Source organism: Nocardioides panaciterrulae, assembly GCF_013409645.1.
In the GTDB taxonomy this organism is placed as follows: Bacteria; Actinomycetota; Actinomycetes; order Propionibacteriales; family Nocardioidaceae; genus Nocardioides; species Nocardioides panaciterrulae.
Window position 1 is genome coordinate 3,892,403 of sequence record NZ_JACCBG010000001.1, and the last position, 20,718, is coordinate 3,913,120.

The 20,718-nt window shown below is 75.1% G+C and carries 23 protein-coding genes; 10 read left to right on the forward strand and 13 right to left on the reverse strand.

The window, feature by feature from the left end; genetic code table 11:
- Positions 1–10: 10 nt before the first annotated feature.
- The 7 genes from BJZ21_RS18515 to ssd all read right to left on the reverse strand — a co-directional run bounded on the left by BJZ21_RS18515 (position 11) and on the right by ssd (position 4,867).
- Positions 11–340, reverse strand: a complete 330-nt coding sequence (locus BJZ21_RS18515) for an Rv3654c family TadE-like protein (protein WP_343052220.1) — start codon at positions 338–340, stop codon at positions 11–13.
- A gap of 44 nt (positions 341–384) precedes the next feature.
- A complete protein-coding gene (locus BJZ21_RS18520) occupies positions 385–759 on the reverse strand; it encodes a TadE family type IV pilus minor pilin (protein WP_179665107.1) in 375 nt (124 codons plus the stop codon).
- A complete protein-coding gene (locus BJZ21_RS18525; protein ID WP_179665108.1) occupies positions 756–965 on the reverse strand; it encodes a DUF4244 domain-containing protein in 210 nt (69 codons plus the stop codon). The genes BJZ21_RS18520 and BJZ21_RS18525 overlap by 4 nt, the downstream gene beginning before the upstream one ends.
- 146 nt (positions 966–1,111) lie before the next feature.
- Complete coding sequence (locus tag BJZ21_RS18530) at positions 1,112–1,840, reverse strand: type II secretion system F family protein (RefSeq protein ID WP_343052221.1); 729 nt, start codon at positions 1,838–1,840, stop codon at positions 1,112–1,114.
- On the reverse strand, positions 1,837–2,619 hold the full coding sequence (locus BJZ21_RS21870; RefSeq protein ID WP_179665109.1) for a type II secretion system F family protein: 783 nt from the start codon (positions 2,617–2,619) through the stop codon (positions 1,837–1,839). Before BJZ21_RS21870 ends, BJZ21_RS18530 begins: the two co-directional genes overlap by 4 nt.
- Entirely contained in the window at positions 2,616–3,737 is a 1,122-nt protein-coding gene (locus BJZ21_RS18540; RefSeq protein WP_425490542.1) for a TadA family conjugal transfer-associated ATPase, read from the reverse strand. Before BJZ21_RS18540 ends, BJZ21_RS21870 begins: the two co-directional genes overlap by 4 nt.
- An 83-nt stretch (positions 3,738–3,820) precedes the next feature.
- Positions 3,821–4,867 carry a septum site-determining protein Ssd gene (gene ssd / locus BJZ21_RS18545; RefSeq protein WP_179665111.1) on the reverse strand — a complete coding sequence of 349 codons (1,047 nt, stop codon included), beginning with the start codon at positions 4,865–4,867 and terminating at the stop codon, positions 3,821–3,823.
- A gap of 137 nt (positions 4,868–5,004) precedes the next feature.
- On the opposite strand from ssd, the gene BJZ21_RS18550 reads away from it, so the two are divergent.
- The gene (locus tag BJZ21_RS18550; RefSeq protein ID WP_179665112.1) at positions 5,005–5,805 is read left to right on the forward strand and encodes an HAD family hydrolase; all 801 of its coding nucleotides are present in this window, start codon (positions 5,005–5,007) and stop codon (positions 5,803–5,805) included.
- A gap of 310 nt (positions 5,806–6,115) precedes the next feature.
- Here BJZ21_RS18550 and BJZ21_RS18555 read toward each other — a convergent pair whose 3' ends face one another.
- Complete coding sequence (locus tag BJZ21_RS18555; protein ID WP_179665113.1) at positions 6,116–6,844, reverse strand: Fic family protein; 729 nt, start codon at positions 6,842–6,844, stop codon at positions 6,116–6,118.
- Positions 6,845–6,912: 68 nt separating this feature from the next.
- On the opposite strand from BJZ21_RS18555, the gene BJZ21_RS18560 reads away from it, so the two are divergent.
- On the forward strand, positions 6,913–7,860 hold the full coding sequence (locus tag BJZ21_RS18560; RefSeq protein WP_179665114.1) for a class I SAM-dependent methyltransferase: 948 nt from the start codon (positions 6,913–6,915) through the stop codon (positions 7,858–7,860).
- A gap of 78 nt (positions 7,861–7,938) precedes the next feature.
- Here BJZ21_RS18560 and BJZ21_RS18565 read toward each other — a convergent pair whose 3' ends face one another.
- Positions 7,939–8,571: an acetate uptake transporter family protein gene (locus BJZ21_RS18565; protein WP_179665115.1), complete on the reverse strand. Its 633-nt coding sequence runs from the start codon at positions 8,569–8,571 to the stop codon at positions 7,939–7,941.
- A 95-nt stretch (positions 8,572–8,666) separates the two neighbouring features.
- On the opposite strand from BJZ21_RS18565, the gene BJZ21_RS18570 reads away from it, so the two are divergent.
- From BJZ21_RS18570 to BJZ21_RS18605, 8 genes are all read left to right on the forward strand, one after another.
- Positions 8,667–9,788 (forward strand): sensor histidine kinase, encoded by a 1,122-nt coding sequence (locus BJZ21_RS18570; protein ID WP_179665116.1) that lies wholly within the window; start codon positions 8,667–8,669, stop codon positions 9,786–9,788.
- Entirely contained in the window at positions 9,785–10,510 is a 726-nt protein-coding gene (locus BJZ21_RS18575) for a response regulator (protein WP_179665117.1), read from the forward strand. Before BJZ21_RS18570 ends, BJZ21_RS18575 begins: the two co-directional genes overlap by 4 nt.
- Positions 10,507–10,881 carry a DUF485 domain-containing protein gene (locus BJZ21_RS18580; RefSeq protein WP_179665118.1) on the forward strand — a complete coding sequence of 125 codons (375 nt, stop codon included), beginning with the start codon at positions 10,507–10,509 and terminating at the stop codon, positions 10,879–10,881. Before BJZ21_RS18575 ends, BJZ21_RS18580 begins: the two co-directional genes overlap by 4 nt.
- A gap of 19 nt (positions 10,882–10,900) precedes the next feature.
- Positions 10,901–12,418 (forward strand): sodium:solute symporter family transporter, encoded by a 1,518-nt coding sequence (locus tag BJZ21_RS18585; RefSeq protein ID WP_179665119.1) that lies wholly within the window; start codon positions 10,901–10,903, stop codon positions 12,416–12,418.
- A 173-nt stretch (positions 12,419–12,591) separates the two neighbouring features.
- Entirely contained in the window at positions 12,592–13,206 is a 615-nt protein-coding gene (locus BJZ21_RS18590) for an acetate uptake transporter (protein WP_179665120.1), read from the forward strand.
- A gap of 70 nt (positions 13,207–13,276) precedes the next feature.
- A complete protein-coding gene (gene acs, locus BJZ21_RS18595; protein WP_179665121.1) occupies positions 13,277–15,265 on the forward strand; it encodes an acetate--CoA ligase in 1,989 nt (662 codons plus the stop codon).
- Positions 15,266–15,515: 250 nt separating this feature from the next.
- A complete protein-coding gene (gene nhaA, locus BJZ21_RS18600) occupies positions 15,516–16,871 on the forward strand; it encodes a Na+/H+ antiporter NhaA (RefSeq protein WP_179665122.1) in 1,356 nt (451 codons plus the stop codon).
- 78 nt (positions 16,872–16,949) lie between these two features.
- Positions 16,950–17,381, forward strand: coding sequence for a phage holin family protein (locus BJZ21_RS18605; protein WP_179665123.1), 432 nt, complete (start codon positions 16,950–16,952; stop codon positions 17,379–17,381).
- Between the two features lie 109 nt (positions 17,382–17,490).
- Here BJZ21_RS18605 and BJZ21_RS18610 read toward each other — a convergent pair whose 3' ends face one another.
- Genes BJZ21_RS18610 through nth form a run of 4 tightly spaced genes read right to left on the reverse strand, consistent with a single transcriptional unit; the run spans position 17,491 to position 20,682 of the window.
- Positions 17,491–18,666, reverse strand: coding sequence for a MarP family serine protease (locus BJZ21_RS18610; protein ID WP_179665124.1), 1,176 nt, complete (start codon positions 18,664–18,666; stop codon positions 17,491–17,493).
- Positions 18,663–19,379: an NUDIX hydrolase gene (locus tag BJZ21_RS18615; RefSeq protein ID WP_343052222.1), complete on the reverse strand. Its 717-nt coding sequence runs from the start codon at positions 19,377–19,379 to the stop codon at positions 18,663–18,665. Before BJZ21_RS18615 ends, BJZ21_RS18610 begins: the two co-directional genes overlap by 4 nt.
- Complete coding sequence (locus tag BJZ21_RS18620; RefSeq protein WP_179665125.1) at positions 19,376–19,981, reverse strand: TlpA family protein disulfide reductase; 606 nt, start codon at positions 19,979–19,981, stop codon at positions 19,376–19,378. Before BJZ21_RS18620 ends, BJZ21_RS18615 begins: the two co-directional genes overlap by 4 nt.
- A complete protein-coding gene (nth, locus tag BJZ21_RS18625; protein WP_179665126.1) occupies positions 19,978–20,682 on the reverse strand; it encodes an endonuclease III in 705 nt (234 codons plus the stop codon). Before nth ends, BJZ21_RS18620 begins: the two co-directional genes overlap by 4 nt.
- Between the last annotated feature and the right edge of the window lie 36 nt (positions 20,683–20,718).

Genomic DNA, 20,718 nt, shown 5'->3' on the forward strand with positions numbered 1-20,718 from the left:
GGGTCCCGGCTCAGCCGGGCGGGCCGGCGGGACCGGCGCGGGCCTCGGCGGCGAGGTCGGCGTCCTGGCCGAGCCAGTGCGGGCCGGCGACCACCACCCGCACCCGCGCGGTGCGGCCGTCCAGCCGGCAGCTGACCAGCCGGGCGCCGTTCGCGGCGGCCACGTCCGCGCCCACCGCGCACGGCTGCTCCCCGCGCCCGAGCGCGGACGCCACCGCGAGCGCGGCCAGGTCGGCCGCGGCCTGGGCGGACCGGTGCGCCCGCACCATCGCCCCGGCCACCCCGAGGGCGGCGCCCACCAGGAGCAGCACCCCGAGGCAGGCGACCACGAACAGGCTCACCGAGCCCCGGTCGCCCCGAGGGGCGGCTCCGGACGCCGGGCCCCTCACGACGCGGGCTCGACCGCCGCGACCGCTCGCGCCCGGACCGTCGCCCCCGGCAGGAAGCCGAACAGGCCGCCCGGCGCCGCGACGGTGCCGACCGCCGACGCCGTGACCCGGTCCCCGCGGGTCAGCACGGTGATCCGACTCCCGGCGGGCGCCACCTCCAGGCCGCGGTCGACGGCGATCGCGGCCGACTCCCCGCGCGCCGCGGCGCGCGCCGCCTCCCGGGCCGCGTCGACCACCCGCAGCTCGGCCGAGGCCACCGAGAGCAGCCAGACCAGCCCGACGGTCACCGCGAGCAGCAGCGGCAGCGCCAGGGCCAGCTCGGCGGTCGCGGCGCCCGCGTCGTCGCGGAGCGCCGCCGGTCCGGGCCTCACCCGATGCCCAGCAGCCCGAGCACGTGGTCGAACAGGGTGCGCAGCAGCTGCTCACCGAAGCTGCCGGTCAGCAGCTTGTAGAGCAGGCCCGCGAGCCCGGCGCCGGCGGCCGTGCCGACGGCATACTCCGCCGTGGTGATCCCCCGGTCCGTCCTGGCACCGGCACGGGCGGCGAGACGGGCGGGGACGAGGTGCGGTCGGGTCATGCGGTTCTCCTCCGGTCGGGCGGCCGCCGGTGCGGCCGCTCGGCCCGACTCTCGACCCTTCACGGCCCCGCTGCCGGGCCCGCGGACCCCACTGTGGAGGGCGGCGCGGGAGGCGCCGCGGTGGACGGTTCGCGGGCCGCACCGGCTCACAGCCGGAGCGAGGCCAGCAGCCCGGCGACCAGGGGCACGATGCCGACCAGCACGAACGCCGGGAGCAGGCACACGCCCAGCGGGATCGCCGCCTTCACCCCGACCGCGCGCGCCCGCTCCTCGGTCTCGGCGCGGGCCCGCTCGGCGAGGTCGGCCGCCAGCCGCTCGACCGTGGGCACGACCGCGGCCCCGCTGTCCTGGGAGCGGGCCAGCGCCCGGCCGAGCCGGCCGAGGTCCGGGTCCTCCCCCAGCCGCTCCCACACCTGCACCGGGTCCGCTCCGACGTGCAGCCGAGCCACCGCGCCGGCGAGCCGGTCGGCCGCGGGCCCGGGGAGGGCCGCGCACGCGAGCGCGGCCGCCTCGGCGGGGGCGGCGCCCGAGCGGAGCGCGGCCGACAGCAGGGTCACCAGGTGCGGCAGGTCGCGACGCACCAGGGCCCGGGTGCGCCGCTGCGCGGGGGTCTCGGCGCGCTCGACCAGCACGGCGACGACCCCGGCCACCACCACGCCCGCCAGCAGGCCGGGCGTGCCACCCACGACGACCACCGCGCCGAGCCCGCCGAGCACGCACCACACGGCCCGGAACCGGCGCATCCAGCCCCCGCCCGCCGGCCCCGGCTGCCCCGGCTGCCCCGGCGGCTCCCGGGTGGGCGCCCGGCGACCGGCCGGCGCGAGGCAGAGGGCCGCGGCCGCGGCCGCGCACCCCGCCGGGAGCCAGACGGTCACCGCCGCTCCACGTCCCGGGCGATCGACTCGATCCAGGCCAGGCCGGCCAGCCCCAGCGCCAGGCCGCCCGCGAGGCAGCCGAGCCCGAGCGGCGTGCCGAGCAGGAAGCCCCACGGGTCGCCGCCGGCCCCCGAGCCCATCGCTAGGGCCAGCAGCGGCAGGCCGCCGACCAGCCGCGCGGTGGCCCGGGCCGAGGCCAGCTCGCCCTCGACGACCCGGCGGCTGGCCGCGGCGGCGCGCAGGTCGGCCGCGACCGCCTGCACGGTGTCGGCGAGCCCCTGGCCGGTCCGGTGGGCGACCTGCCAGGCGGCACCGACCAGGCGCAGGTCGCCGGCACCGGGCAGCTCGGCCACCTGCCGGAACGCACCCGGCACGTCGGCGCCCATCCGGAACGCCTCGGCGACCGCCGCCAGCGGGGGCCACACCCGGGCCGCGCGGTCCAGGCAGCGCCCGGGCGGGAGGCCCGCCCCGAGCTCCGCGGCGATCAGCTCGCACGACTCCAGCACCAGCCCGGAGACCCGGGTGGCCGCGCGCCGTCGCGCCCGCTGCCGCAGCAGCGCCGACGCGCCCGCCACGCCCCCGCCCGCCACCGCCGCCAGCACCCCGAGGGTCGGTCGGTCCACCACCAGCACCGCGAGGAAGCCGGCCGCCAGGACCACCGACCCCGCCGACGCGGGGTGACCGGGCCCCGGAGCCGGCCCCCCGCGGGTCGCCCGCGGCCGGCCCGGCACCAGCAGCCAGGCGGCGACCGCAGCCAGGCCGGCCGCGAGGAGGATCACGCGCAGAGCCGGTCGGTGAGGGCCTCGACCGCCGGGCCGGGGACGGCGCGGCCGTCGGCACCGAACGCGACCGCGACCCGCATCCGCACCAGCCCGTCGCTGCCCCGCTCCGGCACCGCCACCTCGGCCAGCCGGCGCGTGCCGTCCCGGGACCGGGCCAGGTGAAGCACCACGTCCACCGCCGAGGCGAGCTGGCTGTGGGCGGCGGCCCGCCCCAGGCCGGCCGCGAGGGCCAGCGCCTCCACCCGGGCGGGCACGTCGACCGCGGAATTGGCGTGCAGGGTGCCGCAGCCGCCCTCGTGCCCGGTGTTCATGGCGGCCAGCAGCTCGACGACCTCGGGGCCGCGCACCTCGCCCACGACGAGCCGGTCCGGCCGCATCCGCAACGCCTGGCGCACCAGCGTGCGCAGGTCGATCCCGCCCGCCCCCTCGACGTTGTCCGGCCGGCCCTCCAGCGCCACCGCGTGCGGGTGCTGGGGCCGGAGCTCACCGGAGTCCTCCACGAGCACGAGGCGCTCGGCGGGGTCCACCAGCGACAGCAGCGCGGCGAGCAGCGTGGTCTTGCCGGTGCCAGTGCCCCCGCTGACCAGGAACGCCAGCCGGCCCGCGACCACCGCCTCGAGCAGCCGCACACCCTCGGGGGTGAGCGCCCCGGCGGCGAGCAGCTGCGGCAGCGTGAACCCGCGGGCCCGGGGCACCCGCAGCGACAGCAGCGTCCCGGGGCGGGCGACCGGGGCCAGCACCGCGTGGAAGCGGGTGCCGTCGGGCAGACGGAGGTCGACGTACGGCGTGGCGTCGTCGAGCCGCCGGCCGCCGGCGGCCGCCAGCCGCTGGGCGAGCCGACGGACCGCCGCCTCGTCAGAGAACCGGACGTCGGTGCGTTCCAGCCCTGCGCCCCGGTCGAGGTAGACCGACCCCGGACCGTTGACCACCACGTCGGTGACCCCCGGGGTCCGCAGCAGCGGCTCCAGCGGCCCGGCGCCGACCACGTCGCGGCGCAGCGCCTCGTAGACGGCCAGCACGGTGGCGTCCCCCACCGGTCGCCCGCTCTCCCGCAGCGCCCGGGCCACCCGGTGCGGCGTGAGCTCGCCCGGCTCCCGGGCCAGCCGCTCCCGCACCGACTCGAGGTCGGCGAGGTCGGTGAGGTCGGTGAGCCCGACCGGGCCGGCGCGGCCCGCCCCCGGCCCGGGCTCCGCGGACGTCACGCGGCGACCCGCGGGCGCACGACGGACTCCAGCACCTCCGCCGCGGCCCGCCCCAGCGGACCGCGCCACGAGCGCACCGGCCCCAGGCCGAGGTCGATGGTCTCGGCCAGCCCGCGCTGGTCAGCCATCCGCGCCAGCACCGGCGTCCCGGCCACCCGGGCCACCTCCCCCGGGTCGATGCCGCGACCCCGGAGCACCAGCGCCACGTGGGTGGCGTCGGCGAACCGCGCGCACAGCCGGGCCGCGGACGCGACCCCCGCGACCGTGGGCACCACCAGCACCAGCAGCCGGTCGCAGCGGGCGACCACCTCGTCGACCAGCGCGTCGGAGGCGCGCGGCAGGTCCACCACCACGGTGTCGTGCCCGCGCCGGGCCGCCGAGAGCGCTTCGCGGACCGCCCGGGCGTCCAGCGCGGCGGTCGCCCCGGCGTACCACGTCAGCGCGCCGACCCCGTCGCGCCGGGGCACCGCGTCGCGCAGCGACCGGGCGCTGAGCCGGCCGGTGGTCTGGCTGAGCGCGTCCCAGCGGATCCCCTCGCGGCTCTCCAGGCCCAGCACCCGGTCCACCCCCGGCCCCAGCGGGTCGGCGTCCACGACGAGCGCGGGTCCGGTGCGCGCGGCCACCTGCGCCAGCGCGCACGCGAAGGTGGTGGCGCCGGCGCCCCCGGCGCCCCCGGCGACGCCGAGCAGCAGCCCACGCGCGGCCTCGGGGTCGCCGAGGTCGGTCAGCCGCTCCACCAGCCAGGCCGCGGCGTCGGGCAACGTCGTCACGCTCTCGGCACCCACCTCGACCGCGAGTCGGAACAGGTCGGGGGACACCGGCGACCAGCCGGCGAGGTGCACGGCCGCCCGGCGCGGCGGCGCGACCGCGGCCAGCTGCCCCGCCAGGTCGGCGCCGACCACCACCAGCGGCGCTGCGGCCCAGCCGCGCAGCGCGGCGGCCGCGTCGTCGGCCACGTCCGGGGAGACGCCGGCGGCGGCCGCCAGGCGCAGCAGCTCGTCGAGCAGCGCCGGGTCGCGGGTCACGAACAGCGGAGAGGTCATGACGGGCAGGCTGCCCGGCGAGGCGGTCGGCGGCCACCAGCGGTCGCGACGGTTGGGGAGAACGCCGCGGGAAGGGCGGCTGTGGACGACACGCGGGCCGCCCGAGTGCCCAGCCTCCGGCCTCCTACGATGAGCCCATGGCGTCCCGCCCGACCGCGGCCTTCTTCGATCTCGACAAGACGATCATCGCCAAGTCGAGCACGCTCGCGTTCAGCCGACCCTTCCAGGCGGGCGGGCTGATCTCGCGACGCGCGGTGCTGCGCTCGGCCTACGCCCAGTTCGTCTACCTCGTGGGCGGGGCCGACCACGACCAGATGGAGAAGATGCGGCAGTTCATGTCGCAGCTGTGCGCCGGCTGGGACGTCGCGACGGTCCGCGAGATCGTCGCGGAGACGCTGCACCACGTCGTCGACCCGCTGGTCTACGACGAGGCCGTGTCGCTGATCGAGGAGCACCACCTGGCCGGCCGCGACGTCGTGATCGTCTCCACCTCCGGCACCGAGGTCGTCGGCCCGATCGGCGAGATGCTCGGCGCCGACCGGGTGGTCGCGACCCGGATGGAGATCGCCGAGGGCTGCTACACCGGCCAGATCGAGTACTACGCCTACGCGGAGGAGAAGGCGCGCGCGATCCGCGAGCTCGCCGAGCGCGAGGGCTACGACCTCGAGCACAGCTACGCCTACAGCGACTCGGTGACCGACGTGCACATGCTCGAGGCGGTGGGCCACCCGCACGCGGTCAACCCGGACCGGGAGCTGCGCCGGATCGCCACCACCAACGGCTGGCCGGTGCTGGTCTTCACCAAGCCGGTGGCGCTGCAGGGCCGGGTGCCCCTCCCGCCCGCGAAGCCGACGCTGGCCGCGCTGGCCGTCGGCGGGGTGGTCGCCGTCGGCAGCATGGTCTGGGCCAATGCCCGGCGACGTCGCCTGGACGCCTGACCCCCACCACCGGGCGGAAATGTCAACCCTTGAACCCGCCCGCCAAGCGGCGTAGAAACGGGGTCAGAAGTCAAGAGAGCAGCACGTGAGCCGAGGTACCCACGCGGCGATCCACCCTTCCGATAGGGCGCTTGCCACACCGGGGAAGTCCCGGGGCAGCAGTTGCTGATGCACGCTTGGTAGCCATCGGAGTCACGTGTCAGCGGCGGCATCCGGATCTCTCGAGAACCGGGTGCCGCTCGCATGTCCGCGGCCTCACCGCTCCTCGGCGCTCGCGCGCCGACCAGGGCTACTGGGCCGCCCGGCGGGGCTACTGCGCCGACCGGCGCAACGGGCTGGCCTCGGCGCCCGCGGCGTACGCCTCGGCCGCGTAGAGCAGCCACGCGTGCACGCCCGCGGTGCCGCCGCCGGCGTACCCCCGCAGGTTCGACTCGTACGCCGGGCGCAGCGCCAGGTGCCCGGCCTCGGGGACCACCAGCGACTTCTCGTCCACGCCGCGGGCCACCAGCACCAGCCGCTCCGCGGCCCGCGCCACCAGGCCGTTGTGGGAGGGGAACGGCGCGGCGGTCGCCAGGTCGGCGTGCACGACCGCGGCCACCAGCAGCGCCGGCGCCGAGGTGTCGGCGATCAGCAGCCCGGCCAGGGTCCGCAATCGGTCCGCCGCGTCCGCGTCGCGCGGCCGGCCCAGGCGCTCCTCGGGCAGCGACCCGGCCGCGGCCACCGCGTGCAGCCGGGCCAGCGCCTGCAGCGGCGAGCGGGCCAGCAGCGGGGACAGCCCGAGCAGCTCGGTCGAGAGCCGGACCGCGGCGCGGGCGGCCTCGTCGGCCTGCCCGTCCCGCACCTGCGCGAGCGTGCTCGTCGACCCCTCGAGCACCGCGCTCGCGTGCGCGCCGCGCAGCAGCGACTCGGCGGTCGTCTCCGGGGAGGTGCGGCGCAGCCCGCGGTCCCGGAGCATCACGTCGATCCCGTCCCGGGCCGCGGCGTACGCCGAGGGGACGCCCTCCAGGTCGGTCAGCCACGCCAGCGGATCGGTGGTCATGCGGGGCAATCTAGAGGCCCGCACCGGCTGCCCGGACGGCCGCACCCCAGCCGGTACCGTGAGCGGTGATGAACGACGCGCCGCAGCACCCCCCGACCGGCGGGCCGACCGACCCGGCCCGCTCCTTCGGCTCGGTCGTCGAGGCCTACCACCGGGGCCGGCCGTCCTATCCGCGGGAGGCGGCCGCCTGGCTGGCCGGCGAGGACCCGGCGACCGTGCTCGAGCTCGGTGCCGGCACCGGCAAGCTGACCGCCCAGCTGGTCGCCCTCGGGCACGACGTCCACGCGACCGACCCCGACGAGGCGATGCTCGCGGTGTTGCGCCGCGACCTGCCCGACGTGCGCACCTCGGTGGCCGCCGCCGAGGAACTGCCGCTGCCGGACGCCTCGGTCGACGTCGTGGTCTGCGCCCAGGCGTTCCACTGGTTCGACCTCGACCGGGCGCTCCCCGAGATCGCCCGGGTGCTGAAGCAGGGCGGCCGGCTGGCGGTGGTGTGGAACCAGCGCGACGAGCGGATCCCGTGGGTGCGGCGCCTCGGCGGCCTCATCGGCACCCAGGACCAGCTGCGCGAGCCCGCCGAGCCGCTGGTGCGCTCGGCCCTGTTCGGGTTCGTCGAGGACGCGACGTACCGCTTCTGGCAGACCGTGGACCGACAGTCGATCCAGCAGCTCGTGCTCTCCCGGTCCAACGTCGCCGTCCTCGACGAGGAGGCCCGGGCGGCCAAGCTGGCCGAGGTGGTCGCCTTCTACGACGACTTCGGCCGCGGGATGGACGGCATGCAGCTGCCCTACGAGGCGCGCTGCTTCCGCACCAAGGTGCTCGACCAGAAGCGACCCGCCGCCGCTCCCGACCACCCGGAGGAGCCGGGCGAGCCGGACACGAGCCCGGACAGCGGCCCGGGGCCCGCCCGGCGGGCCGCACCGGTCGACGGGCCCGCCTCGGAGGCGCCGGAGGCCGTCGAGGAGTCGGTCTCCGACGGCACCGACACCGACATGCTGCTGATCGACTTCCGCTGATCCGGGTGCCTCCCGGGGCTCGGCCACCGCGAGATCGGCGGGCAGGCCGGGCCACCGGACCCCGCCGGGCCGACGCCGCTACAGCCGGGCGCGGACTCCCGGCTGGCCCTGCGGCGTGACCGGGGCGGGGCGCCCGACCGGCAGCACCGCCCTGCCGTGGGTGGCCTCCAGCTCGAACGCCAGCGCGGCGTACCAGGCCAGCGCGCCGAGGAACAGGCCGACGATCCCCGCAGTGGTCTGCCAGCCGGGGCCGGCCCCCAGCTCGTAGGCGGCGAGCAGGAAGCACCGGGTCGCGGTCGTGGCGAAGACGGCCATCGCCACGCGCTTGCCGGTCGCGTTCGCGGCCGGGACCAGCAGCGCCAGCCCGAGGCACACGTGGACCAGGCCGAACGCGGCCACGGTGGAGCCGGGCGGCGTGGCCAGGGTGACCACGCCGGCGAGCGCCCACAGGCCGGACTGCAGCGACAGCCCGGTGGCCGCGACCGGGTCCCGGCCCCAGAACCCCATCACCGCCGCGACCAGCTGCAGCGGCGCCGCGAGGCCCAGCGCGACGTACGCCGCGATCCGCGACTGGCTGGTCGGCAGCCAGCCGAGCTGCACGCCGGCGTAGGTCGTGCTCACCACCGCCAGCGCGAGGAAACCCACCGGCAGCGGGTTCGCCAGCGGCCTGAGTGCCACCCGTTCCGGGATCGGTCCGTCGGGACCGGCCATGCCTACCACCTCCTGAGCGATCGGCGGTTCCGTACCCACACCGCCCCGGGCCGCAAACGGCCTCCCCCCGAAGAGGCACGCCCTAGGCTGACGCCATGGCGCGATGGCGGTGGCTGCGGCCTGGCCACCTCGGCACCGAGGCGGACCGGGAGACCTTCCGCATCCTGCACACCGCCTCGTTGACCACCACCGCCCTGCGCGGCGGGCTCAACCAACGCTCGGCCGAGCAGTCGGTGCGCCACCTGCGCTCGCTGCTGGGCACCGCCGCGGCCGCGCTCACCGACACCGAGGCGCTGCTGGCCTGGGACGGGGTGGGCGCCGGGCACGCCCGGCACGCCGGCGAGCTCGCGCGGCACGGCGTGGCCGCCGGATCCACGACCGTCCACCCCCATCGGACGTTCGCCTGCGACGACCCCGCCTGCGGGACGAGGCACGCGGTGGTCGCGCCGCTGACCGTGGAGGAGCGGGTGGTCGGCACCCTGCAGGTCTACAGCTCCGGCGCCTCGGCCGGCCTGGTGCAGGCCACCTCCGAGCTGGCCGGCTGGGTCTCCGGGCAGCTGGAGCTCGGAGAGCTCGAGGCGTCCCGCACCCGGCTCGCCGAGGCCGAGCTGCGGGCCCTGCGCGCCCAGATCTCGCCGCACTTCATCTACAACAGCCTGACCGCGATCGCCTCGTTCGTGCGCACCGACCCGGTGCGCGCCCGCGAGCTGCTGCTGGACTTCGCCGACTTCGCCCGCTACTCCTTCCAGCGGCTCGGGGAGTACACCACCCTGGAGGAGGAGCTCCGCTCGATCGAGCGCTACCTGGTCCTGGAGCAGGCGCGCTTCGGCGACCGGCTCAGGGTGACGCTGCGGATCGCGCCGGAGGTGCTCCCGGTCAGCGTGCCGGTGCTCTCGCTCCAACCGCTCGTGGAGAACGCCGTACGCCACGGGCTGGCCGGCAAGGCCGAGGGCGGCAGCATCACGATCCTGGCCGAGGACGCCGACCGCGAGGCGGTGATCTCGATCGAGGACGACGGCGTGGGCGAGTCCCCGGACCGGGTGCGCCGCGCCCTGGCCGGCGACGCCTCCTTGGACTCGGTCGGCCTCGGCAACGTCGACGAGCGGCTGCGCTCGGCGTTCGGCGACGACTACGGCCTGGTCGTGGAGACCGCGCCGGGCGCCGGCACCAAGGTGACGGTGCGGGTGCCGAAGTACGCGCCGGGGGTGCACCCGTGAGCGCCGACCGGCTGCGGGTGCTCGTCGTCGACGACGAGCAGCCCGCCCTCGAGGAGCTGGCGTTCCTGCTCGGTCGCGACGACCGGGTCGGCGAGGTGCGCACCTGCCTGTCCGCCACCGAGGCGCTGCGGGTGCTGCAGGACGACCCGGTCGACGCACTGATCCTCGACGTGCAGATGCCGGGCCTGACCGGGCTGGAGCTGGCCGCGGTGCTGTCGCGGTTCAAGGAGCCGCCCCCGGTCGTGTTCGTCACCGCCCACACCGAGCACGCCGTGGAGGCCTTCGACCTGAACGCGGTCGACTACCTGCTCAAGCCGGTGCGCGAGGAGCGGCTGCGGGAGGCGGTGCGGCGGATCCGCGACACCGGGCCCTCGGTGCCGCCCGAGGACAAGATCGCGGTGGAGCTCGGCGGGGTCACCCGGTTCGTCGCCCGCTCCGACGTGCTCTACGTCGAGGCGCAGGGCGACTACGCCCGGCTGCACACCGCCGGCGCCAGCCACCTGGTGCGGATGCCGCTGACCGCCCTGGAGGAGCGGTGGCGCGACGCCGGCTTCCTGCGCATCCACCGCTCGCTGCTGGTCGCGCTGGACCACGTCGACGAGGTCCGCTCCGAGGACGGCCGCTGCTCGGTGCTGGTCTCCGGCACCGAGCTGCAGGTCAGCCGCCGCCTCACCCACACCTTGCGCGAGCAGCTGCGCCGCAGCCGGCAGGGCGAGTCGTGAGCACCGAGGCGCCGCCGCCGCGCCGGGTCCGGGTCACCAGCCCGAAGGCGGGGCAGCGACGGCGTACCTCCGTGGCCTCGGAGATCGACGCCCAGACCGAGCTCGGCGAGGTCTACATGCGCTCGCTGATCCGCAGCCAACTGCGGCTGGCGGTGGGGGTGCTCGCGCTGCTCGCGCTCACGCTGGGCCTGGTGCCGCTGCTGTTCGCGACCGTCCCGGGGCTGCAGGGCGCCCGGCTGCTCGGGGTGCCGCTGGCGTGGCTGGTGCTGGGGCTGGTGGCCTACCCGCTGCTGCTGGGGCTGGCGGTGCTCTACGTACGCCGGGCCGAGCGCAACGAGCGCGCCTTCCACGACCTGGTCGGCCCCCGGTGAGCGCCCGAGTGAGCCCCCGGTGAGCGCCGCCACCGCGGTTGTCGCGGTCCTCGCCGTCTCGCTGCTGACCCTCGGGGTCGGCGCCTTCGGACTGCGCCTCTCCCGCACGACCAGCGACTTCTACGTCGCCTCGCGCACGGTCGGCCCGGCCCTGAACGCCTCCGCGATCAGCGGGGAGTACCTCTCGGCCGCGTCGTTCCTCGGTGTCGCCGGGCTGGTGCTCAGCCGCGGCGTGGACATGCTGTGGTACCCGGTCGGCTGGACCGCCGGCTACCTGGTCCTGCTGTTGTTCGTGGCCGCCCCGCTGCGCCGGTCCCGCGCCTACACGATCCCCGACTTCGCCGAGCTGCGCGTGGAGTCCCGCCACGCCCGCGGGGTCGCCAGCGGGTTGGTGGTGCTGATCGGCGTGCTCTACCTGGTGCCGCAGTTCCAGGGCGCGGGGCTCACGCTGCGCACGCTCACCGGCGCCCCGACCTGGGTGGGCGCGGCCGTGGTCGCGCTGGTGGTGCTCACCAACGTGGTCTCCGGCGGGATGCGCAGCATCACGCTGGTGCAGGCGGTGCAGTACTGGGTGAAGCTCTGCGCGCTGCTGCTGCCGCTGGCCTTCCTGCTGGTGCGCACCCACGGGCACGCGCCCGCCGGGCGGGCCCGGCTCGACGCGACGGACTGGCTGGAGCCGATGCAGGGGCCCTACAGCCTCTACCTGACCTACTCGCTGATCCTGGCGACGTTCCTCGGCACCATGGGCCTGCCGCACGTCGCGGTGCGGTTCTACACCAACCGCGACGGCCGCGCGGCCCGGCGTACGACCGTCACGGTGCTCGGCCTGCTCGGCGCGTTCTACCTCCTGCCGCCGCTGTACGGCGTCCTCGGCCGGCTCTACGTCCCCCAGCTGATCGGCTCGGACCGCGCCGACTCGGTGGTGCTCGCGCTGCCCGGCCACGCGCTCGGCGGGCTGACCGGCGACCTGCTCACCGCGGCGCTGGGCGCGGGCGCGTTCGCGGCGTTCCTGTCGACCTCCTCCGGCCTGGTGGTCTCGATCGCGGGCGTGGTCGGCCAGGACGTGCTGGGGCGGTGGTTCGAGCCGGTCCGGGCGTTCCGGCTGGCCGGGGCGCTCGGGGCGCTGGCCACCCTCGTGCTGACGCTGCTCTCCTCCGGCCTGGCGGTCGCCCACGCCGTCGAGCTCGCGTTCGCGGTGGCGGCCTCGACCTTCTGCCCGCTGCTGCTGCTGGGCATCTGGTGGCGCGGGCTGACCGCGGCGGGGGCGGTCGCGGGCATGGTCGTCGGCGGCCTGCTCTCCGCCGGCGCGGTCGGCGTGACGATGCTCGGCGTGGCGCCCGCCGGCTGGCCGGGGGCGCTGCTCGCGCAGCCGGCCATGTGCACGGTGCCGGCGGCGTTCGCGACGATGGTGGTGGTCTCGTTGGCCACCGCCGGCCGGCTGCCGCCGCACCTGGGCCCGACCATGGTCCGGCTGCACGCGCCCGAGGCCCTCGAGCTGGACCGTGGCTCCTACCGGGCCAAGGGCGCCCGCGGCTGACCCCGGGGCCGGTCCGGCGCGCCGTTCGTCGCAACGGACCGGCCGCTCGTCGCGTCGTGACGGCACACACGGCGCAGGCTTCCGGCCGCTGGCCGCAACGACCGCAGTGTCCCCTGTCACACCCCGTCCACGGTTCCTAGCGTCGGCCCCGCACACCGACCCGAGGAGTCCTGATGTCCACGACTGAGCACCACGCCCAGACCCCCATGCCCGCACAGACGCTTCCCGGCGCGCACATCGCCGACCCCGCTCCCCTGGGCCTTGCGGCCTTCGCCCTGACCACCTTCATCCTGAGCTTCGTCAACGCCGACCTCGTGAAGGCCGAGCCGGTGGTCTTCGGGCTGGCCCTCGCCTACGGCGGCCTGGCCCAGCTGCTGGCCGGGATGTGGGAGTTCGCCAAGGGCAACACCTTCGGCGCCACCGCGTTCTCGTCGTACGGCGCCTTCTGGATCTCGTTCTGGTGGCTCACCGGCCACACCGACCTCTCGGGCATCGCCGAGGGCGACGTCTCGAACACGATCGGTCTCTACCTGCTCGCCTGGGGCATCTTCACCGCCTACATGACCGTCGCCGCGACCCGCGTCAGCGGCGCCGTGCTGGCGGTGTTCGTGCTGCTGACGATCACGTTCCTGCTGCTCGCCTGGGGCGAGTTCGCCACGTCCAGCGGCATCACCAAGACCGGCGGCTGGGTCGGCATCGCGACCGCGCTCGCCGCGTGGTACGCCTCCTTCGCCGGCGTCACCAACTTCACCCACAAGCGGGCGCTGGTTCCCACGGGGGCCCGGTGACCCCCTCGTGGCCGTGGTCACATCGGCCTAGTCTGAACCCGAAGACGTCCGCGAGCGAGGAGAGCCAGCAGTGAGCAACGAGACCCTGTCGAACCTGTCGCGCGAGGAGCGGCGGTTCCCGCCGTCGGAGGACTTCGCGGCGAACGCGAACCTGAAGGAGGAGGCCTACGAGCGCGCGGCCAACGACCTGGAGGGCTTCTGGGCCGAGCAGGCCGAGCGGCTCTCCTGGGACCAGAAGTGGGAACGCGTCCTGGACTGGGACAACCGACCGTTCGCGAAGTGGTTCGTCGGCGGCAAGCTGAACGCGGCGTACAACTGCGTGGACCGGCACGTGGAGGCCGGCCACGGCGACAAGGTCGCCTTCCACTGGGTGGGCGAGCCCGTGGACGACACCCGCACGATCACCTATGCCGAGATGAAGGACGAGGTGTGCAAGGCCGCCAACGCCCTGCAGGAGCTGGGTGTCTCGACCGGTGACCGGGTGGCGATCTACATGCCGATGATCCCGGAGGCGGTCATCGCGATGCTGGCCTGCGCCCGCATCGGCGCCCCCCACACGGTGGTCTTCGGCGGCTTCTCCGCCGACGCGCTCGCCTCGCGGCTCGTCGACTGCAACGCCAAGGCCGTCATCACCGCCGACGGCGGCTACCGGCGCGGCGCCCCCGCGGCGCTCAAGCCGGCCGTCGACGAGGCGCGCGCCAAGACCGCCGCGCAGGGCCACACGGTCGAGAAGGTCCTGGTGGTGCGGCGCACCGGCCAGGACCTGGGCGAGAACGGGTGGGACGACGCCGTCGACGTGTGGTGGCACGACGCGGTCGACAAGGCCTCGCCGGAGCACACCTGCGAGTTCTTCGACGCCGAGCACCCGCTCTACGTCATGTACACCTCCGGCACGACCGGCAAGCCCAAGGGCATCCTGCACACCACGGGCGGCTACCTGGTCGGCGCGTCGTACACGCACTGGGCGGTCTTCGACCTCAAGCCCGAGACCGACGTCTACTGGTGCACCGCCGACATCGGCTGGGTGACCGGGCACTCCTACATCGTCTACGGGCCGATGGCCAACGGGACGACGCAGGTGCTCTACGAGGGCACGCCCGACAGCCCGGAGCGGGGTCGCTGGTGGAAGATCATCCAGGACCACGGGGTGACGACCTTCTACACCGCCCCGACGGCGATCCGGTCGTTCATGAAGCAGGGCCGGGAGATCCCCGACCGCTTCGACATGTCCTCGCTCAAGCTGCTCGGCTCGGTCGGCGAGCCGATCAACCCGGAGGCCTACATCTGGTACCGCCAGGTCATCGGCGGTGACCGGGTCCCGGTGGTCGACACCTGGTGGCAGACCGAGACCGGCTCGATCATGATCAGCCCGCTCCCCGGCGTCACCCACGGCAAGCCGGGCTCGGCGATGACCGCCATCCCGGGCGTCTCCGCCGACGTCGTCAACGACGAGGGCGAGTCGGTGCCGAACGGCTCCGGCGGCTACCTGGTCCTCACCCAGCCCTGGCCGGCGATGCTGCGCACCATCTGGGGCGACGACGACCGGTTCAAGGACACCTACTGGTCGCGCTTCGCCAAGCAGGGCTACTACTTCGCCGGCGACGGGGCGAAGAAGGACGAGGACGGCGACATCTGGGTGCTCGGCCGCGTCGACGACGTCATGAACGTCGCCGGTCACCGGCTCTCGACCACCGAGATCGAGTCCGCGCTGGTCTCGCACCCCAAGGTCGCCGAGGCGGCCGTGGTGGGCGCGAAGGACGAGGACACCGGGCAGGCGGTCTGCGCCTTCGTCATCCTCCGCGAGGAGGCCGGCGACGGCGGCGAGGACATCGTGGCCGAGCTGCGCCAGCACGTCCGCAAGGAGATCGGCCCGATCGCCACCCCGCGCCAGATCATGATCGTCGCCGAGCTGCCCAAGACCCGCTCGGGCAAGATCATGCGGCGGCTGCTGCGCGACGTCGCCGAGCACCGTGAGATCGGCGACGTCACCACGCTGGCCGACTCCTCGGTGATGGACCTGATCTCCCAGGGGCTCTCCTCGGGCAAGGCCGAGGAGTAACCGACCGCCGAGTCGGCGCTCGTTGACGCCGGCACCGCGTCCAGTCGGCGCTCGTTGACGCATAGGTACGTCGACGAGCGCCGACTCGGCGTTTCCGGGGTGTCAACCAGCGCCGACTCGGCGTTTCCGGGGGGTCAACCAGCGGCGACTCGGCGTCTCCCCGGGGGGGGTGGTCGGCGTTGGGTAGGGTGGTCGGTGGAGCGCCGGGAAGTCTGGTCGGCAACGACGTCGTCGACCCCCGAGGAGCCCGGTGAGCCGCCCCCCGCACCGTGACCAGCCGCCCGGCCGGGCCCCCCGGCGTCCGTCCCCCCGGCTCTTCGCCCGCGGCTCCTTCCCGGAGGCCTCGCGCGTCGCCGAGGTGCTGCGCGCGGAGACCACCGGTGGCCTGCTGCTGCTCGGCGGCACGTTGGCCGCCCTGGTGTGGGCCAACAGTCCCTGGTCCGGGGCGTACGACGCCCTCCGTGACCTCACCGTCGGTCCCGCGGCGCTGCACCTGCACCTCAGCCTCGGGTCCTGGGCCGCCGACGGGCTGCTCGCGATCTTCTTCTTCGTGGCCGGGCTGGAGGTCAAGCGGGAGTTCGTCGCGGGCGACCTGCGCGATCCACGCCGCGCCGCGCTGCCGGTGGTGGCGGCCGCCGGCGGCATGGCGGTGCCCGCGCTGGTCTTCGTCCTGGTCAACCTCGGCGAAGCCGGCGACCTGGCCGGCTGGGCGGTCCCGACGGCCACCGACATCGCGTTCGCGGTGGCCGTGCTCGCGGTGATCAGCACCCACCTGCCCGCCGGCCTGCGCACCTTCCTGCTCACCCTGGCCGTGGTCGACGACCTGTTCGCGATCACAATCATCGCGATCTTCTACACCGACCACCTCCGGCTGGGGTGGCTGCTGCTGGCACTGGTGCCGATCGGGCTCTTCGGCGTCCTGGTCCAGCGCCGGGTGCGCAGCGGCTGGGTGCTGCTGCCGCTCGCGCTGGCCGCGTGGGCGCTGGTGCACGCCTCCGGGGTGCACGCGACCGTGGCCGGCGTCCTGCTGGCCTTCACCGTGCCGGTGCGGCGCCGGGACGGGGCCGACGGGCGGGGCCTGGCCGAGCACCTCGAGCACCTGGTCCGCCCCCTCTCGGCCGGCCTCGCCGTGCCGATCTTCGCGTTCTTCGCGGCCGGGGTCACGATCGGAGGGCTCACCGGACTGGCCGACGCGCTCCGGGACCCGGTCGCCCTCGGGGTCGTCACGGGCCTGCTGGTCGGCAAGACCGTCGGCATCGCCGGCTCCACCTGGCTGCTGGCGAGGTTCACCCGCGCCGATCTCGACGACGAGCTGTCCTGGCTCGACGTGCTCGGGCTCGCGATACTCGGCGGGATCGGGTTCACGGTCTCGCTGCTCATCGGCGAGCTGGCGTTCGGTCCGGGCAGCAGCCGGGCCGAGCACGTCAAGGTCGGCGTACTGGTGGGGTCGGTGCTCGCCGCGGCGCTGGCCTCGGTGCTGTTGCGGGCCCGCAACCGGGTCTACTGGCGGCTGTGCGAGCTCGAGGAGCGCGACGAGGACGCCGACGGCGTGCCCGATGTCTACCAGGAGGGCGGGGGCGGCCGGGAGGGTCCGAGCGCCGCCTGAGCGCGCCTAGGGCCCCCCTCTGTAGGCTCAGCAGCGCCCGACAGCATCCAGCGCCCGAACCGCAGGGGGATCAACCGCATGGCAACCGAGCCGGTCAACACCGTGTCCACCCCGGAGTCCACCCCGGAGGAGGAGCCGACCATCGGCCGGCTCGTCACCGACGCCAGCCGGGACATCTCGTCGCTGATCTCCAAGGAGATCCAGCTCGCGAAGTCCGAGCTCAAGGTCAGCCTCAAGGCGGGCGGCACCGGTGTCGGGCTCTTCGCGGCGGCCGGCTTCCTGCTGGTGCTGGCGGTGATCATGCTGTCGGTGGCCATCGCCTACTTCATCAACTGGAACGGGCAGGGTCTCGCCCTGCACTGGGCCTTCCTGATCGTCTTCGGCTTCTATGCGCTGCTCGCCGCGCTGCTGGTCTTCGTCGGCGTGCGCAAGGTCAAGCAGGTGCGCGCGCCGGAGCGGGCGATCAGCCAGGGCAAGGAGATCCCCCGGGCGCTCAAGGGCAAGGCCTGACCGGCTGCTGGGGTCGAGCCGTCGCAGAGCACGCGACGGTCCGCCGGACACCGACACCGAGAGCGACAGCGACAGCGACAACCGGCGTCAAGCAGCGCCGACTCGGCGCCTAGCTGGCGCAGTCGCCGGTGGAGACCGTGCCGTTGCTGGAGCGGCCCAGGTCGGCGCTGTGCGCGACCTGCTCCCCGGTGAGCGCGTAGCCGGTGTCAGGGTCGGTGACCGACGCCGCGAACACGACGCCCACCACGTCACCGGCGGCGTCGACGATCGGGCCGCCGGAGTTGCCCGGCCGGACCAGCCCGCGCAGCGAGAACACCTGCCGGACCACCGCGCCGTCGCCGTAGATGTTCGGCGACCGCAGCCGCTGCTCGGCCCGGATCCGGGCCGGCTCCACGTCGTACGGCCCGTCCTCGGGGTAGCCGAGGATCGCCACGCCCTGCTGGGCCCTGCCGCTGCCGTCGATGCCGAGGGCCGGCGCCGAGCCCGTGTCGGTGGCGAGCACCGCCACGTCGATGTCGGGGTTGTAGTAGACGACCTCGGCCGGCTCGGAGGAGTTGCCGATGATGACCTCCGGGTGGTCCACGCCCGCGACGACGTGGGCGTTGGTCATCACCCGGTCGGGGGCGTAGACGAAGCCCGAGCCCTCCACGCCGCGACCGCAGTCGTTGGTGCCGCGCACCTTGAGCACGCTGCGGGCGGCCGCGGTGACGTCGGGGTCCTTGAGCAGCCGCTTCGGGCCCGGGCCGACGTTGACGATCCGCTCCGGCGCGAACGGCTCGAGGTAGCGCGGGAAGAAGCTGGTGCCGACGACGTTGTTGAACGCCTGGAGCACCCCGTCGGCCGAGGTCGGCAGCGCCCGGTCGACCTCCCCGAGCACCGTGGAGCTGCGCACCATGGGGGTGATCCCGCCGATCCTGGTGCCGGACACCGCGACGCCGAGCGCCCAGGCGACCAGCAGCACCGCCGCGGCGCTGAGCGCCGCCCCGCCGACCGCGTCGATCGCCCGGACCGGCTGCCAGGTGATCCGGTCGCGGATCCGGGCCCCGAAGAACTGCAGCAGCGCCTGCCCCAGCGACGCGGACAGGATCACGATGAACAGTGCGCCGAGCGAGACCAGCAGCGAGGGGTTGGCGTCCCCGAGCGCGGTCGGGGCCAGCCACACACCGAACAGGCCGCCGAGCAGCAACCCCCCGGTGGCGAACGCACCGGTGATGAAGCCCTGCCAGTAGCCCGAGAGCGCGTACGCGACGACGAGCACCACCAGCAGCCAGTCCAGCGGGTTCACCGACGCTCCTCGAATCGCGTGTTGGGACGGATGTCGCGCGGGGCGCGTCGGGGCTCACCCTGCAGCATGTAGTCCGGCAGATCACGCATCGGCGCGTCGGCGATGTCCTCGGTCCAGCCGAGGAACTCGAAGAGCCGGGCGATGATCCCGGCGGTGAACCCCCAGAGGATGACGTCCTTGTCGTCGCCGATGAGGAAGCCCGGGCCCAGCCAGCCGGAGGGATGGCGTACGACGATCCGGTGCTGCGGGTCGACCAGCTCGCGCAGCGGGACCCGGTAGACCTCGTGCACCTCGTCGGGGTCGACGGCGGTGACCTCGGTGGGCTCGTGCCACCAGCCCAGCACCGGCGTGACCGCGAAGTTGCTCGGCGGCAGCCACAGCTCGGGCAGCTCGGCGAAGACCGTGACCCCGGACGGGTCGAGCCCGGTCTCCTCCCAGGCCTCGCGCAGCGCGGCCTGGACCGCGGTCTCCCCCGGGTCGACCGAGCCGCCCGGGAAGGAGACCTGGCCGGGGTGGGAGCGCATGTGGTGGGCGCGCTCGGTCAGCAGCAGGTCGGGGCCCTCGGGCCCGTCGCCGAAGAGCATCAGGACCGCGCCCAGCCGGGCGTCGGCGTCCTCGGGCGGCATGAACCGGGTCAGGTCGTCGACGGTGATCAGCCGGGCGCCCTCGGCCACCGGACGCAGCCACTCGGGGAGCTCCGGCAGGTTGGTCACAGGTTCAGCCCCAGGTGCTGGTCCACGAGCTGCTCGAGCTCGGCGACCGAGCCCACCCCGCCGGCGGCCAGCTCCACGTGGCCGTCCTGGTCGACGAACGCGAAGAGCGGCAGGCCCATCCGCACCGGGAACGGCCCGTTGCCCTGGAGGGCGCCGTCGGTGTCGGCGACCAGCGGGTAGGTCACGCCGGACTTCCTGGCGAGCTCCAGGGCGCTGGCGGTCTGGGCGTCCTCGTAGTCGACGCCGAGCACGCCGACGCGGTCGCCGTACTTCTCGTGGAACTGCTGCAGCACCGGCATCTCCTTGCGGCACGGACCGCAGTAGGAGCCCCACAGGTTGACCACCAGCGGGCCGCGGAGCCCCGCGAGGTCGACGGCCGGGCCGCCGCCGAGGCAGGGCAGCGTCACGTTCGGCAGCCCGCCGTCGACCGGGTCACCGGTCTGGTGCTGGCACGGCTCGATGCCCGCCTGCTGCTTGAGCTGGCGCAGCTGCGGGGTGTCCACGTCGATGCTGGGCGACGCGGTGGTCGGCGCCGGGCCGGCGCCGCACCCGGACAGCACCAGCACCGCCGCGGCGACGGGGCCCAGGAAGCCCTTCCTCATGCGCGGCCCTCGGTCTTCACCAGCTTCGCCGCGGCCACCGGGTCGGTGGGGCCCTCGCCGTACGAGGGGCACCAGCGCGCCACGGAGCAGGCGCCGCAGGCGGGGTTGCGCGAGTGGCAGATCCGGCGGCCGTGCCAGATCAGGTGGTGGCTGAGCATCGTCCAGTCCCGCTTGGGGAACAGCGCGCCGATCGCGTGCTCGACCTTGACCGGGTCGGTCTCCTCGGTCCACCCGAAGCGGCGGGCCAGCCGCCCGAAGTGGGTGTCGACGGTGATCCCCGGGACGCCGAACGCGTTGCCGAGCACGACGTTCGCGGTCTTGCGCCCGACCCCGGGCAGCGTGACGAGGTCGGCCAGCCGCGGGGGCACCTCCCCGTCGTACTTCTCGACGAGCGCCTGGCTGAGCCGCAGCAGCGACTCGGTCTTGGCGCGGAAGAAGCCGAGCGGGCCGATGATCTGCTCGAGCTTGTCCCGCTCGGCCGCCGCCATCGCCCGGGCGTCCGGGTAGGCCGCGAAGAGCGTCGGCCGGACCGCGTTGACCCGCTTGTCGGTGGTCTGGGCGCTGAGCACGGTGACCACGAGCAGCTCGAAGGGGTTGTCGAAGTCGAGCTCGCACTTCGCGTCCGGGTAGGTCTCGGCGAGCACCCGGTCGATCTTCCGGGCACGCCTGACCAGGCCGGTGGGGGTCTCCGCATCGAGCACGGGCCCAGCGTACGGCGCGACTCCGACGGTTCCGAC

What these genes read in the sequence shown, in the direction of transcription:
- BJZ21_RS18590 (WP_179665120.1), top strand. Translation starts at nt 12,592, where the DNA reads ATGTCCACGACTGAGCACCACGCCCAGACCCCCATGCCCGCACAGACG.
- BJZ21_RS18555 (WP_179665113.1), bottom strand. Translation starts at nt 6,844, where the DNA reads ATGACCACCGATCCGCTGGCGTGGCTGACCGACCTGGAGGGCGTCCCC.
- BJZ21_RS18605 (WP_179665123.1), top strand. Translation starts at nt 16,950, where the DNA reads ATGGCAACCGAGCCGGTCAACACCGTGTCCACCCCGGAGTCCACCCCG.
- BJZ21_RS18560 (WP_179665114.1), top strand. Translation starts at nt 6,913, where the DNA reads ATGAACGACGCGCCGCAGCACCCCCCGACCGGCGGGCCGACCGACCCG.
- ssd (WP_179665111.1), bottom strand. Translation starts at nt 4,867, where the DNA reads ATGACCTCTCCGCTGTTCGTGACCCGCGACCCGGCGCTGCTCGACGAG.
- BJZ21_RS18565 (WP_179665115.1), bottom strand. Translation starts at nt 8,571, where the DNA reads ATGGCCGGTCCCGACGGACCGATCCCGGAACGGGTGGCACTCAGGCCG.
- BJZ21_RS18550 (WP_179665112.1), top strand. Translation starts at nt 5,005, where the DNA reads ATGGCGTCCCGCCCGACCGCGGCCTTCTTCGATCTCGACAAGACGATC.
- BJZ21_RS18620 (WP_179665125.1), bottom strand. Translation starts at nt 19,981, where the DNA reads ATGAGGAAGGGCTTCCTGGGCCCCGTCGCCGCGGCGGTGCTGGTGCTG.
- BJZ21_RS18570 (WP_179665116.1), top strand. Translation starts at nt 8,667, where the DNA reads ATGGCGCGATGGCGGTGGCTGCGGCCTGGCCACCTCGGCACCGAGGCG.
- BJZ21_RS18525 (WP_179665108.1), bottom strand. Translation starts at nt 965, where the DNA reads ATGACCCGACCGCACCTCGTCCCCGCCCGTCTCGCCGCCCGTGCCGGT.